16 protein-coding genes are annotated in these 14,622 nt (G+C 74.7%); all 16 read right to left on the reverse strand.

Features of this window, described 5'->3' with window-relative positions:
- Nucleotides 1-95: 95 nt before the first annotated feature.
- The 16 genes from lgt to PED38_RS12415 all read right to left on the reverse strand — a co-directional run bounded on the left by lgt (nucleotide 96) and on the right by PED38_RS12415 (nucleotide 14,613).
- Entirely contained in the window at nucleotides 96-1,118 is a 1,023-nt protein-coding gene (lgt, locus tag PED38_RS12340) for a prolipoprotein diacylglyceryl transferase (RefSeq protein WP_063071941.1), read from the reverse strand.
- Between the two features lie 71 nt (nucleotides 1,119-1,189).
- Nucleotides 1,190-2,008, reverse strand: a complete 819-nt coding sequence (gene trpA, locus PED38_RS12345; RefSeq protein ID WP_270981500.1) for a tryptophan synthase subunit alpha — start codon at nucleotides 2,006-2,008, stop codon at nucleotides 1,190-1,192.
- Nucleotides 2,005-3,219 (reverse strand): tryptophan synthase subunit beta, encoded by a 1,215-nt coding sequence (gene trpB, locus PED38_RS12350; protein WP_063071770.1) that lies wholly within the window; start codon nucleotides 3,217-3,219, stop codon nucleotides 2,005-2,007. The genes trpA and trpB overlap by 4 nt, the downstream gene beginning before the upstream one ends.
- Entirely contained in the window at nucleotides 3,216-3,992 is a 777-nt protein-coding gene (gene trpC, locus PED38_RS12355; protein WP_270981501.1) for an indole-3-glycerol phosphate synthase TrpC, read from the reverse strand. Before trpC ends, trpB begins: the two co-directional genes overlap by 4 nt.
- Complete coding sequence (locus PED38_RS12360) at nucleotides 3,992-4,228, reverse strand: DUF6704 family protein (RefSeq protein WP_270981502.1); 237 nt, start codon at nucleotides 4,226-4,228, stop codon at nucleotides 3,992-3,994. The genes trpC and PED38_RS12360 overlap by 1 nt, the downstream gene beginning before the upstream one ends.
- Before the next feature lie 40 nt (nucleotides 4,229-4,268).
- Entirely contained in the window at nucleotides 4,269-4,958 is a 690-nt protein-coding gene (locus tag PED38_RS12365; protein ID WP_063071767.1) for a Trp biosynthesis-associated membrane protein, read from the reverse strand.
- Nucleotides 4,958-6,508 (reverse strand): anthranilate synthase component I, encoded by a 1,551-nt coding sequence (locus PED38_RS12370; protein ID WP_063071766.1) that lies wholly within the window; start codon nucleotides 6,506-6,508, stop codon nucleotides 4,958-4,960. The genes PED38_RS12365 and PED38_RS12370 overlap by 1 nt, the downstream gene beginning before the upstream one ends.
- Nucleotides 6,505-6,912, reverse strand: a complete 408-nt coding sequence (hisI, locus tag PED38_RS12375; protein WP_063071765.1) for a phosphoribosyl-AMP cyclohydrolase — start codon at nucleotides 6,910-6,912, stop codon at nucleotides 6,505-6,507. The genes PED38_RS12370 and hisI overlap by 4 nt, the downstream gene beginning before the upstream one ends.
- Nucleotides 6,909-7,706, reverse strand: coding sequence for an imidazole glycerol phosphate synthase subunit HisF (gene hisF / locus PED38_RS12380; RefSeq protein ID WP_270981506.1), 798 nt, complete (start codon nucleotides 7,704-7,706; stop codon nucleotides 6,909-6,911). The genes hisI and hisF overlap by 4 nt, the downstream gene beginning before the upstream one ends.
- A 1-nt stretch (nucleotide 7,707) precedes the next feature.
- The gene (gene hisG / locus PED38_RS12385; RefSeq protein ID WP_063071939.1) at nucleotides 7,708-8,547 is read right to left on the reverse strand and encodes an ATP phosphoribosyltransferase; all 840 of its coding nucleotides are present in this window, start codon (nucleotides 8,545-8,547) and stop codon (nucleotides 7,708-7,710) included.
- Nucleotides 8,548-8,593: 46 nt separating this feature from the next.
- Nucleotides 8,594-8,857, reverse strand: a complete 264-nt coding sequence (locus PED38_RS12390; RefSeq protein ID WP_012038459.1) for a phosphoribosyl-ATP diphosphatase — start codon at nucleotides 8,855-8,857, stop codon at nucleotides 8,594-8,596.
- Between the two features lie 109 nt (nucleotides 8,858-8,966).
- On the reverse strand, nucleotides 8,967-9,335 hold the full coding sequence (locus PED38_RS12395) for an FKBP-type peptidyl-prolyl cis-trans isomerase (protein ID WP_063071764.1): 369 nt from the start codon (nucleotides 9,333-9,335) through the stop codon (nucleotides 8,967-8,969).
- A gap of 34 nt (nucleotides 9,336-9,369) precedes the next feature.
- Entirely contained in the window at nucleotides 9,370-10,038 is a 669-nt protein-coding gene (gene rpe, locus PED38_RS12400; RefSeq protein ID WP_270981509.1) for a ribulose-phosphate 3-epimerase, read from the reverse strand.
- Nucleotides 10,039-10,047: 9 nt separating this feature from the next.
- A complete protein-coding gene (locus tag PED38_RS12405) occupies nucleotides 10,048-11,526 on the reverse strand; it encodes an RsmB/NOP family class I SAM-dependent RNA methyltransferase (RefSeq protein ID WP_270981510.1) in 1,479 nt (492 codons plus the stop codon).
- Nucleotides 11,523-12,440, reverse strand: a complete 918-nt coding sequence (gene fmt, locus PED38_RS12410; RefSeq protein ID WP_063071762.1) for a methionyl-tRNA formyltransferase — start codon at nucleotides 12,438-12,440, stop codon at nucleotides 11,523-11,525. Before fmt ends, PED38_RS12405 begins: the two co-directional genes overlap by 4 nt.
- Before the next feature lie 112 nt (nucleotides 12,441-12,552).
- A complete protein-coding gene (locus PED38_RS12415) occupies nucleotides 12,553-14,613 on the reverse strand; it encodes a primosomal protein N' (RefSeq protein ID WP_270981511.1) in 2,061 nt (686 codons plus the stop codon).
- Nucleotides 14,614-14,622: the final 9 nt, after the last annotated feature.

Genomic DNA, 14,622 nt, shown 5'->3' on the forward strand with positions numbered 1-14,622 from the left:
CGTCCTAGATGCACTGCGGAGGGACGTCGCTGGCCCTGTGGTGGGGACCGCCTCGCACGAGGAGACGGTGACCGCGGGGGTGCCCGCGCTGGGGACTAGGCGCCGCGTCCGCTTGTGGCGGGGAGAGCGTGGGAGTCCGACCCGGTGGATGCCCGCTCGGCGTCGCCGTCGGTGAAATCCGATTCCGTGTACACCGATGCTACCCCGCCGTCGCGGCCCGCCTTCGCGCGCGCGCTTACGTCATCCGGCGTGCGGCCCGGAAGGTAGGGGCTCGGCTCGCTGCCGACATGGCGGCGGGTCTGCACGATGAAGAGCACCAGGCCGACCGCCACCGCGATGAACGCGGCCCAGACGTTGGTGCGGATGCCGAGGATGATCTCGCTCGGATCGATGCGGATGGACTCGAACACCATGCGCCCGAGGCCGTACCACATGAGGTAGACGGCGAGGCCGCGGCCCCACTGCAGGCGGACCGCGCGGCCCAGCAGCATGATGAGCAGGGCGCCCGCGACGTTCCACACGATCTCGTAGAGGAACGTGGGGTGGAAGAGCGTGCCCGCCGGGAGCCCGGCTGGGAAGGCCGCGTTCGTCGCGTCCACCTGGAGGCCCCAGGGAAGCGTGGTGGGCGTGCCGAACAGCTCCTGGTTGAAGTAGTTGCCCATGCGGCCCGCGGCCTGCGCGAGCAGGAGGCCGGGAGCGAGCGCGTCGGCGAAGGTCCAGAAGCGGACGCCGGTCCACTTGGAGCCGAGCCACACGCCCACGGCTCCGCCGATGAGCGCGCCGAAGATGGCGATGCCGCCCTCCCACACGTAGAGCACCCGCCAGAGGTTGGCGCCCTCGTAGAAGTAGTCGCCCGGGTGCGTGAGCACGTGGAAGGCGCGGGCCCCCACGATGCCGAGCACGAGCGCGCACAGCGTGAAGTCGATGACCGTGCCCGACTCGACGCCGCGCGCCACGAGGCGGCGGTTGGTGAGGAAGGCGGCGATGAGGATGCCGACGAGGATGCACACCGCGTAGGCGTGGATCACGAAGGTGAGCGGGAGGTCGACGCCGAGGCCCTGGAGCCACGCCGTGACGTCGAACCGGGTGTCGGACGGATCCGGGCTGGGGATGCTCATCGGGACGAACAACGGATGGCGCTCACTTTCGCAGGGGGGTCGGCGGGCGCGGCGGGACCGCGAGCCGGGGGCTACTGTAGCGCGGTTCCGCGCGCGAGATCCGCCGCGGCGCGGGCGACACCGGGGACGCCGCCGTCGGCCAGGGCGGCGACGAGCGCGGAGCCCACGATGGCGCCGTCGGCGTAGTCGAGGACCTCGCGGACCTGGTCGCCCGTGGAGATGCCGATGCCGACGCAGGCGCTCGTGGAGCCGGCGTCGCGCAGGCGCGACACCAGCCCGCGAGCCGCCTGGTCGACGTCCTGCCGCGCGCCCGTGATGCCCATGGTGGACACGGCGTACACGAAGCCGCGGCTGCGCTCGACGGCCTGCTGCAGACGCGCCTCGCTCGAGGACGGCGCGGCGAGGAAGACGCGGTCGAGGCCGGTGCGCTCGGAGGCGGCGAGCCAGTCGGCGCCCTCGTCCGGGATGAGGTCGGGGGTGATGAGACCGGCCCCGCCCGCGGCGACGATGTCGTCGGCGAAGCGCTCGACCCCGTACTGCACGACCGGGTTCCAGTAGGTCATGAGGAGCACGGGCGCGTCCACGCGCTGCGTGATCGCGTGCAGCGCGTCGAAGCCGTCGCGGAGGCGGAAGCCCTGCGCGAGCGCGGTCTGGGTGGCGCGCTGGATGACGGGGCCGTCCATCACGGGGTCGCTGTAGGGCAGGCCCAGCTCGATGACGTCGACGCCGTTCTCGACCAGCGCGACGGCCGCCTTGATGCTCGTGGCGACGTCGGGGAAGCCGACGGGCAGGTAGCCGACGAGCGCGCCGGACCCCTGCTCGCGGCGGAGCGCGATGGCCCGCTCGACGGGGCTGGCGACGGGGGCCGCGGCGTGGGCGGACGCGGTCACGACTGCTCCGCCCCGGCGTCGATGAGGTCGAAGTACGCCCCGGCCGTCTCCATGTCCTTATCGCCGCGACCGCTGAGGTTGATCAGGATGATCGACTCCGGGCCGAGCTCCTTGCCGAGCTCGAGCGCGCCGGCGAGGGCGTGGGCGGACTCGATGGCCGGGATGATCCCCTCGGTGCGGCTGAGCAGGCGGAGCGCGCTCATGGCCTGGTCGTCCGTGACGGGACGGTACGTCGCGCGCCCCAGGTCCGACAGCCACGAGTGCTCGGGGCCGACGCCCGGGTAGTCGAGGCCCGCGGAGATGGAGTGCGAGTCGATGGTCTGGCCGTCCTCGTCCTGGAGGAGGTAGCTGCGCGCGCCGTGGAGCATGCCCGGGCGGCCCTTCGTGATGGTGGCCGCGGTGCGCGGGGTCTCCGCGCCGTCGCCGCCGGCCTCGAAGCCGTAGAGGGCCACGTCGGCGTCGTCGAGGAAGGCGTGGAAGATGCCGATGGCGTTGGATCCGCCGCCCACGCACGCGGCGACGGCGTCGGGCAGCCGGCCGGTGAGCGCGAGGACCTGCTCGCGCGCCTCCTCGCCGATGACCTTCTGGAGGTCGCGCACCATGGCCGGGAACGGGTGCGGACCCGCGACGGTGCCGAAGACGTAGTTCGTGGTCTCGACGTTGGTGACCCAGTCGCGCATGGCGTCGTTGATGGCGTCCTTGAGCGTGCGGGAGCCGGATCGCACGGGGACGACCTCGGCGCCGAGGAGGCGCATGCGGGCCACGTTGAGCGCCTGGCGCTCGGTGTCGACCTCGCCCATGTAGATGACGCAGTCCAGCCCGAAGAGCGCCGCCGCGGTCGCGGTCGCGACGCCGTGCTGGCCGGCGCCCGTCTCCGCGATGATGCGCTTCTTGCCGATCTTCTTGGTGAGCAGCGCCTGGCCGAGCACGTTGTTGATCTTGTGCGAGCCGGTGTGGTTGAGGTCCTCGCGCTTGAGGATGATGCGGGCGCCGCCCGCGTGCTCGGCGAAGCGCGGCACCTCGGTGATGAGGGACGGTCGGCCGGTGTATGTGCGGTGCAGCTCCTGGAGCTCCGCGATGAACGCGGGGTCGACCTTGAGCTCCTCCCACGCCTCCGCGAGCTCGTCGAGCGCGGCCACGAGCGACTCCGGGACGTACCGCCCGCCGAAGTCGCCGAAGTACGGGCCGGTCGCGCTGCGGAGGTCCGTCACGGGCGAACCTCGAGGAACTCGGTGAGGGTGCGGACCGGGTCGCCGGTGACGAGCGCCTCGCCCACCAGCACGACGTCGGCGCCGGAGCGGCGGTAGTGCGCCACGTCGTCGGCGGTCTTGACCGCGGACTCGGCGATGCGGATGACGCCGGACGGGATGGAGTCGGCCAGGGATCCGAAGAGGTCGCGGTCGAGCTCGAACGTGGTGAGGTTGCGGGCGTTGACGCCGACGACCTGCGCCCCGAGGTCGAGCGCGCGGGACACCTCCTCCGCCGAGTGGGTCTCGACGAGCGCGGTCATGCCGAGCTCGTTCACGAGCGCGTGCAGCTCGACGAGGGTCTTCTGGTCGAGCGCGGCGACGATGAGGAGCACGAGGTCGGCGCCGGACGCGCGGGCCTCGAGCACCTGGTACGCCTCGCCGATGAAGTCCTTGCGGAGCACGGGGATGGAGACCGTGTCGCGGACCTGCTCGAGGTCGTGCAGGGAGCCGCCGAACTTGCGGCCCTCGGTGAGCACGCTGATGGCGCTGGCGCCGCCGGTCTCGTAGCGGGACGCGAGGAGCGCGGGGTCGGGGATCTCGGCGAGGGCGCCGCGCGAGGGGCTCGAGCGCTTGACCTCGGCGATGATCTTGACGCGCTCGGCCGGCGCGAGGGCGCTCAGCACGTCGAGCGCGGCGGGACGGGCGAGGGCCGCGGCCTCCACCTCGGCGAGCGGGCGGGTCTCGCGGCGCGTGGCCGCGTCCTCCAGGGCGCCGGCGAGCAGGTCGCCGAGCATCAGGAGTGCGCCTTCGTGGGCGAGGTGCGGTGTCCGTCGACGCCGTAGCCCATCTTCTTCATGATGCCGCCGATCGCGAATCCGAGCAGGACCACCCCCACGGACGCCCACACGACGGGGGCGAGGGAGAAGCAGAAGGCGATGGTGCCCACGGTGAAGCCGATGAGCGCGATGACGACAGCCGTCCAGGCCGCCGGCGAGTTTCCGTGACCGGTGTCTGCTGACTCTGTGGACATGCGTGCTCCTCGATTGTGGGGCGGGCGGAATGGGTCGAGTCTACCGTGCGGCGCCGGGGCGCCCGTCGGGCTGGGGAGGGGCGTCAGGACCGTCGGCGGGCGTGGCGGCGGGCGTCTCCTCGGGATCGCCGGCCTCGCGGCGGGTCGGGTCGCCGCCGCCGCTCAGGCTGTCCCAGGCGCCGACCGGGTCCTCGGTGGGCACGATGCGGCGGGCCGGCGCGTCGGCGGCCGCGTCGTAGCGGGAGCGACCCGTGGGCCAGCGCGGACCCGTCACCGCCACGAGCAGGCCGGTGAGCGCGGAGGCGATGCCGGCGGCGAGGCTCACGGGACCCCAGGGCGTGGTGGTCCACCCGTCGACGAGGTCGGCGACGGGCGTCGATCCGGCCACGCCCGTGACCGCGGTGACGGCGGCCTCGCCGGCCTGCACGGGACCGGAGACGGCGGCGAGGGCCGTGAGGGCCACCGTCGCCCCGATGAGGACCTGCAGGATCCCGAGCACCACGCGCAGCACCCGGCCGGCGATGGCGAGGGCGCCGGCCAGGGCGAGGCTCGACAGCGCGAGCGCGCTCAGGGCGGGCGCGGCGACGCTCCCCGCGACCGGCACCAGCGTGGGCGACTGGCCGCCGATGCGCAGCGTCGACCAGTCCTGCGACCAGCCGAGGAACGTGGCCGCGCTCGTGGCGAGGACGAGCAGGAGGGCGAGGGACTTCGTGCGGCGGGTGACGCGCATCAGCGCACGCGCCGCATGGCCTCGGCGACCGCGACCGCGCGGAGCGGCGCCGCGGCCTTGTTCTGCGACTCGAGGTACTCCGCGTCGGGGTCGGAGTCGGCGACCATGCCGCCGCCGGCCTGCACGTGCGCGACGCCGTCGACGATGGTGGCCGTGCGGATCGCGATGGCGAGGTCGGCATCGCCCGCGAAGTCGAAGTAGCCCACCACTCCCCCGTAGACGCCGCGCTGGGCGGGCTCGAGGTCGTCGATGATCTGCAGCGCGCGCGGCTTCGGCGCGCCCGAGAGCGTGCCGGCCGGGAAGGTGGCGCGGAACACGTCGATGCTCGAGACGCCGGGCCGGAGCGTGCCCTCGACCGAGCTCACCAGGTGCATGATGTGGCTGAACCGCTCGACCCGCATGAACTCGGTGACCTCGACGGATCCCGGGGCGCACGCCTTCAGCATGTCGTTGCGCGCGAGGTCCACCAGCATGAGGTGCTCGGCGCGCTCCTTCGGGTCGGCGAGCAGCGACTCCTCGTGGGCGACGTCCTCCTCCACGGTCGCGCCGCGCGGACGGGAGCCCGCGATGGGGTGCATGTAGACGTGGTCGTCGGTGACGGTGACGAGAGCCTCGGGCGACGAGCCGACGATCGAGTAGGGCTTCCCGTCGGCGTCCTCCAGCGTGAGGAGGTACATGTAGGGGCTCGGGTTGAGCACGCGGAGGACGCGGTAGACGTCGATCGGCTCGGCGGTCGTCGGCTGGTCGAAGCGCTGCGAGACCACGACCTGGAACACGTCGCCCTCGCGGATGTGGTGCTTGCTCCGCGCGATGGCCTCGTGGAAGTCGGCGGGCTGCGTGCGGAGCGTCGGCGACGGCTGGGCCTGGAGGTCGACCTCCGCGAGGAACGTCTCGGACGGGCGCGCGAGGTCGGCCTGCATGCGGTCGAGGCGCGCCTGCGCGTCCGCCCACATGGCGTCCGCGTCGTCGACGCCGTCGTTGAGGGCGGTCGCGACGAGCGTGACCGTGCCGCGGCGGTGGTCGAGGACGGCGAGCTCGGAGACGAAGCTGAGCGCCTGGCCGGGCACGGGCACCTCCGCCGGCGGGCGGTCCGGCAGGCGCTCGATCTGCCGCACGGCCTCCCAGCCGATGAAGCCGACGAGGCCGCCCGTGAGGGGCGGCAGGCCGGGGATGCGCGGGGTCTCCCAGCGCGCGTAGAGCGCGGCGAGGGCGGCGAGCGGACCGTCGGGCGCGTCCTCGCCGAGGGCACGGCGCGCATCCAGCCCGTAGTCGAGCCAGCGGGCCTCGTCGCCCTGCTGCGTGAGCACGCCGAAGGACGAGACGCCGACGAAGGAGAACCGGGTCCAGATGCCGCCCTGGCCGGCGGACTCGAGCAGGAAGCTGCCGGGGCGCCCGGCCGTGAGCTTGCGGTGCACGCCCACGGGGGTCTCGCCGTCCGCGAAGACCTCGCGGAGCACGGGGATCACCCGGTGGTCGACCGCGAGGGCGTCGAAGCCCTCGCGCGTGGTGGTGCCGGGCGCGGAGGCGCCGGGGCGCGGGGTCTCGCTCATGGGGTGGGCCCTTCGTCGGCGGTGGGGCGGGTACCCGGGATGGGGTGGAGGTGATCCGCGTCGAAGCAGGTGCGCGTGCCGGTGTGGCACGCCACTCCTACCTGGTCGACCTGGACGAGGACCGTGTCGCCGTCGCAGTCGAGCGCCGCGTCGCGCACGTACTGGGCGTGGCCGGAGGTGTCGCCCTTCCGCCAGTACTCCCGGCGGGAGCGCGACCAGAACGTGACGCGACCGGAGGTGAGCGTGCGGCGGAGGGCCTCGCGGTCCATGTAGCCGAGCATGAGCACCTCGCGCGTGTCGTGCTGCTGGATCACCGCGGGCAGGAGCCCGTCGTCGGCGAAGGACGCCCGGGCGAGGATGCCGTCGACGTCGGGGAGCGGGTCGGACCCGTGCGTGCCGGTCATCGGACCACCTGACCGGCCTCGCGCAGGGCGCCCTTGACGTCGCCGATGGTGAACCGGCGGGAGTGGAAGACGCTCGCGGCGAGCACGGCGTCGGCGCCTGCGTCGATCGCGGGCGCGAAGTGGGCGAGCTCGCCCGCGCCGCCCGAGGCGATGACGGGGACGCGGCTCGCGGCGCGCATCGCGGCGACGAGCTCGAGGTCGAACCCGTCGCGCGTGCCGTCGGCGTCGATGGAGTTGACGAGCAGCTCGCCCGCCCCGCGCTCGACGGCCTCGCGAGCCCAGGCGACGGCGTCGATGGTCGTGCGCGTGCGGCCGCCGTGCGTGGTGACGACGAATCCGGATGCGGTGTCGCCCCGGGTCACGTCGAGCGAGAGCACGCAGACCTGCGCGCCGAACCGGTCGGCGATCTCGCCCACGAGGTCGGGACGGGCGATGGCCGCGCTGTTGACGCCGATCTTGTCGGCGCCGCTCGCGAGGAGGCGCGCCACGTCGTCGGCGCTGCGCACTCCCCCGCCCACGGTGAGCGGGATGAAGACCTGCTCGGCCGTCGCGCTGACCACGTCGTACATGGTCGAACGGTCCTCGACCGTGGCCGTGACGTCGAGGAACGTCAGCTCGTCCGCGCCCTGCTCGTAGTAGAGGCGCGCCAGCTCGACGGGGTCGCCCGCGTCCTGCAGGTCGAGGAAGTTGACGCCCTTGACGACGCGGCCGGCGGCCACGTCGAGGCAGGGGATGACGCGGACGGCGAGGTCGCCGGAGGACGAGGACCCGGGTACGGGACGGTCGGCGACCACGTCAGATCCGGGCGGCGTGGATGGGGCTGACGAGGATCGCGCGCGCGCCCACCTCGTGCAGGCGGTCCATGATCTGGTTCGTGTCGTCGCGCGGCACCATCGAGCGCACGGCGACCCACGCGGGATCCTGCAGCGGCGAGATGGTGGGCGACTCGATGCCCGGCGTGATGGCCGTGGCGGCGTCGAGCAGGTCGAGCGGCACGTCGTAGTCCATGAGCACGTAGCGGCGCGCGACCAGCACGCCCTCGAGGCGGCGGAGGAGCGTCGCGGCGCCCGCCTTCTCCTCGGCGCCGGAGATGAGCACGGCGGTGGAGCGGAGGATCACGGGGCCGAAGATCTCGAGCCCCGCCTTCCGCAGCGTGGTGCCGGTCTCGACCACGTCGGCGATCGCGTCGGCGACGCCGAGCTGGATGGCGGACTCGACCGCGCCGTCGAGGCGGATGAGCTGCGCCTCCACGCCGTGCTCGCGGAGGAACCCGCCGACGAGGACGGGGTAGCTCGTGGCGATGCGGACCCCCGCGAGGTCCGCCAGGTCCTGGAACCGGCCGACCGGGCCGGCGAAGCGGAACGTGGATCCCGCGAAGCCCAGCTCCGCGGTCTCGGACGCCTCGGACGCCGAGTCGATGAGGAGGTCGCGGCCGGTGATGCCGACGTCGAGCGCGCCGGAACCGACGTAGGTGGCGATGTCGCGCGGGCGGAGGTAGAAGAACTCGACGTCGTTGCGCGCGTCGAGGACGTAGAGCTCCTTCGGGTCACGCCGGCCGGCGTACCCGGCCTCGGCGAGCATCTGGGCGGCGGTCTCGGCGAGCGAGCCCTTGTTGGGCACGGCGACACGGAGCATGGGGATCACTTCTTCCTGGGGTGGGGTCGACGGGTGACGGGGCGCGTCACAGATGTCGGCCGACGTCCTCCAGGGTGAGCCCGCGCGCGATCATCATGACCTGCACGTGGTACAGCAGCTGCGAGATCTCCTCGGCCGCGCGGTCGTCGGACTCGTGCTCGGCCGCCATCCAGACCTCGGCGGCCTCCTCGACGACCTTCTTGCCGATCGCGTGCACGCCGCCGTCGAGCTCGCGGACGGTGCCGGACCCCTCGGGCCTCTCGGCGGCGATGCGGGTGAGCTCGCCGAACAGGTCATCGAAGGTCTTCACGTGGTCCAGGGTACAGCCGCGCGAAGGGGCCCCGGCACGACGACGGGAGGCCGGGAGCGATGCGCTCCCGGCCTCCCGGTGGTGGTGCTGGTCGTGCGTGGTCGCGGTGCTAGCCGACGCCCTGCAGGTCGATCACGAAGATCAGCGTGCGGCCGGAGAGGCGGTGGCCGCCGCCCGCGGGGCCGTAGGCGAGCTCCGGCGGCACGACGAGCTGGCGGCGTCCGCCGACCTTCATGCCGGGGATGCCCTGCTGCCAGCCGGCGATGAGGCTGCGGAGGGGGAAGCGCACGGACTGGCCGCGGCTCCAGGACGAGTCGAACTCCTCGCCGGTCTCGAAGTCGACGCCGAGGTAGTGCACGTCGACCGTGTCGCCGGGCTGGGCCTCGGGGCCGTCGCCCACGGTGACGTCGGAGATGGTGAGCTCTGCGGGGGCCGGGCCGTCGACGGGCTCGACCTCGGGCTTGGTGGTGTCGGTCATGGATCCAGTCAAGCAGATCCGCGCCGGGCCGCCGTCAGTGCGCGTGCGTGTGCGCCTCGGCCGCGCGGCGCAGCTCGGCGATGGACGCCTCGGGGTCGCCGCCGCGGAAGACGCCGGATCCGGAGACGAACGTGTCGGCGCCCGCCTCGGCCGCGCGGCCGATGGTCTCCACGTCGATGCCGCCGTCGACCTGCAGCCACACGTCGTGCCCGGAGTCGCGGAGGCGCGAGCGGAGGGCGCGGAGCTTGGGCATCGTCTCGGGCATGAACGACTGGCCGCCGAAGCCGGGCTCCACCGTCATCACGAGCACCTGGTCGAACTCGGCGAGCAGGTCGAGGTAGTCGTCGACGGGGGTGCCGGGCTTCAACGCGATGCCGGCGCGCGCGCCGATCGCGCGGAGACGGCGGGCCAGCGCGACGGGCTCCTCCGTGGCCTCGGCGTGGAAGGTGACGCTCGCGGCGCCCGCCTCCGCGTAGCCGGGGGCCCAGCGGTCGACGTCGTCGATCATGAGGTGGATGTCGAGCGGGACCGGGGTCACCTCCTGGAGGCGCTGCACCATCGGCAGGCCGAACGTGAGGTTCGGCACGAAGTGGTTGTCCATGACGTCGACGTGGACGAGGTCGGCCGTGGCGAGGCGCTGGATCTCGCGCTCCAGGTTCGCGAAGTCGGCGGACAGGATGCTCGGTTCGATGCGGACGGGCATGCCCCGACCCTACCGGCGGGTCAGCAGGGCGATGAACATGGCGTCCGTGCCGTGCCGGTGGGGCCAGAGCTGGACGCTGGATCCGCGGGCGCCCGCGTCCGGGTCGGCCTCGGGCAGCTCGAGGTCGCCCTCGGCCACCTCCTGCAGCACGGCGCGCGTGTCGAGCGCCGTCACGTCCGGGTGGCGCTGCAGCGCGGCCTGCACGATGGCGCGCGTCTCGGCGAGGTGAGGCGAGCACGTGACGTAGGCGAGGATCCCGCCGGGCGCGAGCGCGCCTATCGCGGAGTCGATGAGGCCGGTCTGGAGCGCGCCGAGGCCCGCGACGTCGCGCGGGGTCTTGCGCCAGCGCGCCTCGGGCCGGCGGCGGAGGGCGCCGAGGCCGCTGCACGGGGCGTCGAGCAGGATCCGGTCGAAGGCGCCCGGGTGCTCCTCCCCCACGGTGGTGCCGTCGGCCTCCCACACCTCGGTGTCGCCGGGGACGGCGCGGAGGGCGTCGCGGACGAGTCCCGCCCGCGCGGGGACGAGCTCGTTGGCCGTGAGCAGGGCGCCGGAGCGGCCGGCCTCGGCGGCGAGCAGCGCGGCCTTGCCGCCGGGGCCCGCGCACAGGTCGAGCCAGCGCTCGCCGGGGGTGACGGGCCGGGCGCGGCTGAGCGCGAGGGCGGCGAGCTGGGAGCCCTCGTCCTGCACGCGCACGCGGCCCTCGGCGACGCCGGGCGCGTCCACCGGGTCGCCGCCCTCGAGGTAGGCGCCGACGGGCGAGAACGCGGCCGGCTGCTCGCCCGTCTCCGCGACGGTCGCGAGGCCGGGGAGCGCGACGAGGCTGACGGCGGGCGCGGCGTTGTCGGCGCTCAGCAGGTCCTCGAGCTCGTCGGCGCGGCCCTCGCGGGCGAGCGCCTGGCGGAGGGCGCGCAGCACCCAGAGGGGGTGGGAGTGCTCGAGCGCGAGGCGCTCGTCGTCGCTCGCGGCGCTGTCGAGCACGCGCTGCCGCCACTCGGCGGGCTCCGAGCGCGTGATGGTGCGGAGGACGCCGTTGACGAAGCCCGTCGCGGAGCGGGATCCGACCGCGCGCGCCATGTCGACGCCCTCGTTGACGGCGGCGTGCGTGGCGACGCGCATGCTGAGGAGCTGGTGCACGGAGAGGCGCAGCACGTCGAGGATGGGGGCGTCGATCGCGGTGACGGGGCGGCCGGCGGCCAGCTCGATCACGCGGTCGTAGTAGCCGGACATGCGCAGCGTGCCGTAGGCCAGCTCGGTGGCGAGCGCGGCGTCCTGCGCGGAGAGGGCCGCGCGGCGGATCCGGACGGGCAGCAGCAGGTTCGCGTACGCGTCCGACTCGCGCACCGCGCTCACGACCTCGTAGGCGACGCGGCGGGCGGGGCTCACGGTGGCGGGCCCGCCGACGTCGGGGCGGTCGTCGGCGCGGCGGCCTCCTCCCGAGGGGCGGCGTCCGCCCGGCCGGCGGGCGGAGGATCCGGTGCTCTCGCTCATCGTGCGGTGACGTCCTTCCTCGTGATGCCGCGCCACCAGTCGGCGGCGGGCATGGCGCTCTTCCCGGCGGGCTGCACCTGGATGAGCTCGACCGGGTGGGTCGCGGTGCCGACGGCGACGCGGCCGTCGACGGATCCGAGCGCGCCGGGCGCGAGCGGCGCGGCATCGCGCAGCGCGGCGGCGCGGTGGACCTTGAGGCGCACGTCGTCCACGGAGGTGTGCGCGCCGGGCTCGGGCGTGACGCCGCGGATCCGGGCGAGCACCTCCTCCGCGGGCCGCGCCCAGTCGATCCGGCCGTCGTCGATCGTGGTCTTGGGGGCGAGCGTCGGCTCGCCCTCCTGCGGGCGCGCGACGGCCGTGCCCGCGCCGATGGCGTCGACCGTGCGTTGCAGCAGGTCGGCGCCCTGCTCCGCGAGCGCGTCGAGGACGTGACCGGCCGTCTCGTGCTCGCCCGTGGGGCGTTCCTCCATCGCGAACACGGGCCCGGTGTCCATGCCGCGCTCCAGCTGGAAGACGCTCGCGCCCGTGACGCGCTCGCCGGCCATGATCGACCGCTGCACGGGGGCGGCGCCGCGCCACCGGGGCAGCAGCGAGAAGTGCAGGTTGATCCAGCCCTTCGCGGGAGTGGAGAGCAGCGGCTCGCGGACCAGGCCGCCGTAGGCGACGATCACGCCGAGGTCGGCCCCGACCGCGGCGATGCGCGCGGTGGCCTCGTCGTCGAGGAGGTTGGTGCGGAGCGTCGGGATCCCGAGCCGCTCGGCCTCCGCGGCGACGGGCGACGGGGTGAGCACGCGCTTCCGGCCGAGCGGCGCGTCGGCGCGCGTGACGACGAGGGCGACCTCGTGGCCGGACGCGGCGAGCAGCCGGAGCGAGGGGACGGCCGGGAGCGGCGTGCCGGCGAAGACGAGTCTCATTGCGGGTCCCTTCCGGGGACGACGTGCGGGTGGGCGGGGCGGGCGGAGGCGGCGGCGGCCGGGGCGGCGCAGCGGTCCGCGGCGGCAGGGCGGGCGGCGTGGGCGACGTGCATCAGAACAGCCCCGTGTCGTCGAACCGTACACGGAGGGGGACCGTGGGCCGGAACCCGGTGCGACCCGCGACCGGCTTGCGGCGGCTCGAGGCGTTGCGCACGACGGCCGCCCGCAGCTCCCGCGCCGCGTCGGCGCCCCGGGCGTAGTCGAGCCGGACGATGGCGCGCACGCGGCCCTGCTCGGTGGGCACGGGGCCGAGCACGTCGACGCCCTCGATCCCGGCCAGGCGCTCGACGGCCGCCCCGACCGCATCCGGCAGGCCCTCGACGCTCGCGGCGCGCACCGCGGGCGGGAAGCGCAGGGCGCGGCGCTCGAGCAGCTCCTCGCGCGCGTACCGCGGCTGCTGCCAGGTGGCGAGCGCCCGGGCGACCTGCCCGCCGACGCCCACGAGCATCACGGGCGCGCGCGGTGCGGCGAGGGCGGCGGCGTTCGACCACTGGCGGAGCACGTCCTCCCCCACCCGCAGGCTCTCGCGCGCGAGCATCCGCTCGCCGTCGAGCAGGAGGATCGCGCGGTAGCCGCCCGCCGCCACGGGCTCCGCGCCGCGCGTCGCGACCACGAGCCGCGACTCCGCGTCCACCTCCTGCACCTGGCGCTCGCCGTCGGCGACCACGACCTGCACGCCGGGGAACGCGCGGCCGAGCTCCTCCGCGGTGCGGCCCGCGCCGATGGTGACGAGGCGCAGCTCGTCGGATCCGCAGTTGGCGCACGTCCAGTCGCCGGCGAGGTGGCCGCACCAGCCGCACGTGGGCGTGCTCGTGGCGGTCGACATGCCGAGGGGCCCGGTGCAGACCGTGCAGCGCGCGGCCTGCCGGCACGCACGGCAGGCCACGAGCGGCGCGTAGCCGGGGCGGGCGACCTGGATCAGCACCGGCCCGTGCTCCACCGCGTCCTTGGCGGCGCGCCACGCGCCCGAGGGGATGCGCGCCTGGCGCGCGAAGCCCTCGTCACCCGTCTGCGACGTGGTAGGGATGACGCGCGGAGGCCGGTTCACGGCGGGCGTGACGCTCCCCAGGTGGCCGATCGCGACGAGCCGCTCGACCTCCGTGCTCCGCGAGTGGGCGAGGAGGACGAGCGCCGTGCCCTGCTGCTGCGTGCGGAGGAGCGCCACGTCGCGGGCGTGCGCGTAGGGGCTGAGCGGCTCGGCGTGCAACGGGTCGCCCTCGTCCCACAGCGCGATGAGGCCGAGGCGCGCGGCGGGCGCGTAGACGGCGGAGCGGTTGCCGACGACGATGCGCGGCTCCTCGCCCAGCCCCTGGAGGAACGCGCGGTAGCGGTCGGGGCCGGACTGGCGGGCATCGGTGCGGATGACGGATTCGGCGGGCGCGTGGGCCCGGAGCGCCGTCTCCAGCTGGTCCTGGTCGCGGTAGTCGGGCACGACGAGGATGCTGCTGCGGCCCGACGCGAGCACCCGGACGGCGGCCTGCGCGAGCGTGACGGCCCAGCGCCCGGCCCATGCGCCGCCGGGCAGCTCGACGACCTCGGGGATCGCGTCGACGGCCGCGCGGCCGGACGCGTCGACCACGGCGTCGAGCGAGCCGGGGGCGTAGCCGTCGATCGGAGGCAGGGCGGGGTCCGCGACCGGAGCGGCCTCGGCATCGTCCGTCCGATCGCCGGCGTCGGCAGCCGCCGCGAGGCCCGCGAGGTGCGCCTTCTCCACGCGCACCTGCCGCGGGGGCACCGCCAGCCGCACGACGTCGGATGCCGTGCCGGCCTGCCGGTCGGCGACGGCGCGAGCGAGCGCCCAGACCTCCGGCCGCAGCACGGGCAGCGGCGACACGACCTGCTCGACCTCGCTGAGCGCGCCGTCGTAGCCCTGCCCGTCGCCGACCTCGATGACGTAGCCGTCGGCCACGCGTCCCGCCGAGCGCAGCGGCACGCGCACGCGGACGCCCGGGACGCACGTCGTGCGCAGCGCCTCGGGCACCGCGTAGTCGAACAGCCGGTCGAGCTGCGGGAGCGGCGAGTCCACCATCACCCGCACCACGGGCGGGCGCGCGCCGGACGCGGCGTCCGTGGTCGCGGGTCCGCCGACGGGCGCGGTCTCCCCCACGGTCATCGCGCGCCC

Origin of the sequence: Clavibacter sp. CT19, from assembly GCF_027858075.1 — a bacterium.
Taxonomy (GTDB): domain Bacteria; phylum Actinomycetota; class Actinomycetes; order Actinomycetales; family Microbacteriaceae; genus Clavibacter; species Clavibacter tessellarius_A.

What these genes read in the sequence shown, in the direction of transcription:
- rpe (WP_270981509.1), bottom strand. Translation starts at nt 10,038, where the DNA reads ATGCCCGTCCGCATCGAACCGAGCATCCTGTCCGCCGACTTCGCGAAC.
- fmt (WP_063071762.1), bottom strand. Translation starts at nt 12,440, where the DNA reads ATGAGACTCGTCTTCGCCGGCACGCCGCTCCCGGCCGTCCCCTCGCTC.
- PED38_RS12415 (WP_270981511.1), bottom strand. Translation starts at nt 14,613, where the DNA reads ATGACCGTGGGGGAGACCGCGCCCGTCGGCGGACCCGCGACCACGGAC.
- hisI (WP_063071765.1), bottom strand. Translation starts at nt 6,912, where the DNA reads ATGACCGGCACGCACGGGTCCGACCCGCTCCCCGACGTCGACGGCATC.
- PED38_RS12370 (WP_063071766.1), bottom strand. Translation starts at nt 6,508, where the DNA reads ATGAGCGAGACCCCGCGCCCCGGCGCCTCCGCGCCCGGCACCACCACG.
- PED38_RS12395 (WP_063071764.1), bottom strand. Translation starts at nt 9,335, where the DNA reads ATGACCGACACCACCAAGCCCGAGGTCGAGCCCGTCGACGGCCCGGCC.
- hisG (WP_063071939.1), bottom strand. Translation starts at nt 8,547, where the DNA reads ATGCTCCGTGTCGCCGTGCCCAACAAGGGCTCGCTCGCCGAGACCGCC.
- lgt (WP_063071941.1), bottom strand. Translation starts at nt 1,118, where the DNA reads ATGAGCATCCCCAGCCCGGATCCGTCCGACACCCGGTTCGACGTCACG.
- trpC (WP_270981501.1), bottom strand. Translation starts at nt 3,992, where the DNA reads ATGCTCGGCGACCTGCTCGCCGGCGCCCTGGAGGACGCGGCCACGCGC.
- PED38_RS12365 (WP_063071767.1), bottom strand. Translation starts at nt 4,958, where the DNA reads ATGCGCGTCACCCGCCGCACGAAGTCCCTCGCCCTCCTGCTCGTCCTC.
- PED38_RS12360 (WP_270981502.1), bottom strand. Translation starts at nt 4,228, where the DNA reads ATGTCCACAGAGTCAGCAGACACCGGTCACGGAAACTCGCCGGCGGCC.
- PED38_RS12405 (WP_270981510.1), bottom strand. Translation starts at nt 11,526, where the DNA reads ATGAGCGAGAGCACCGGATCCTCCGCCCGCCGGCCGGGCGGACGCCGC.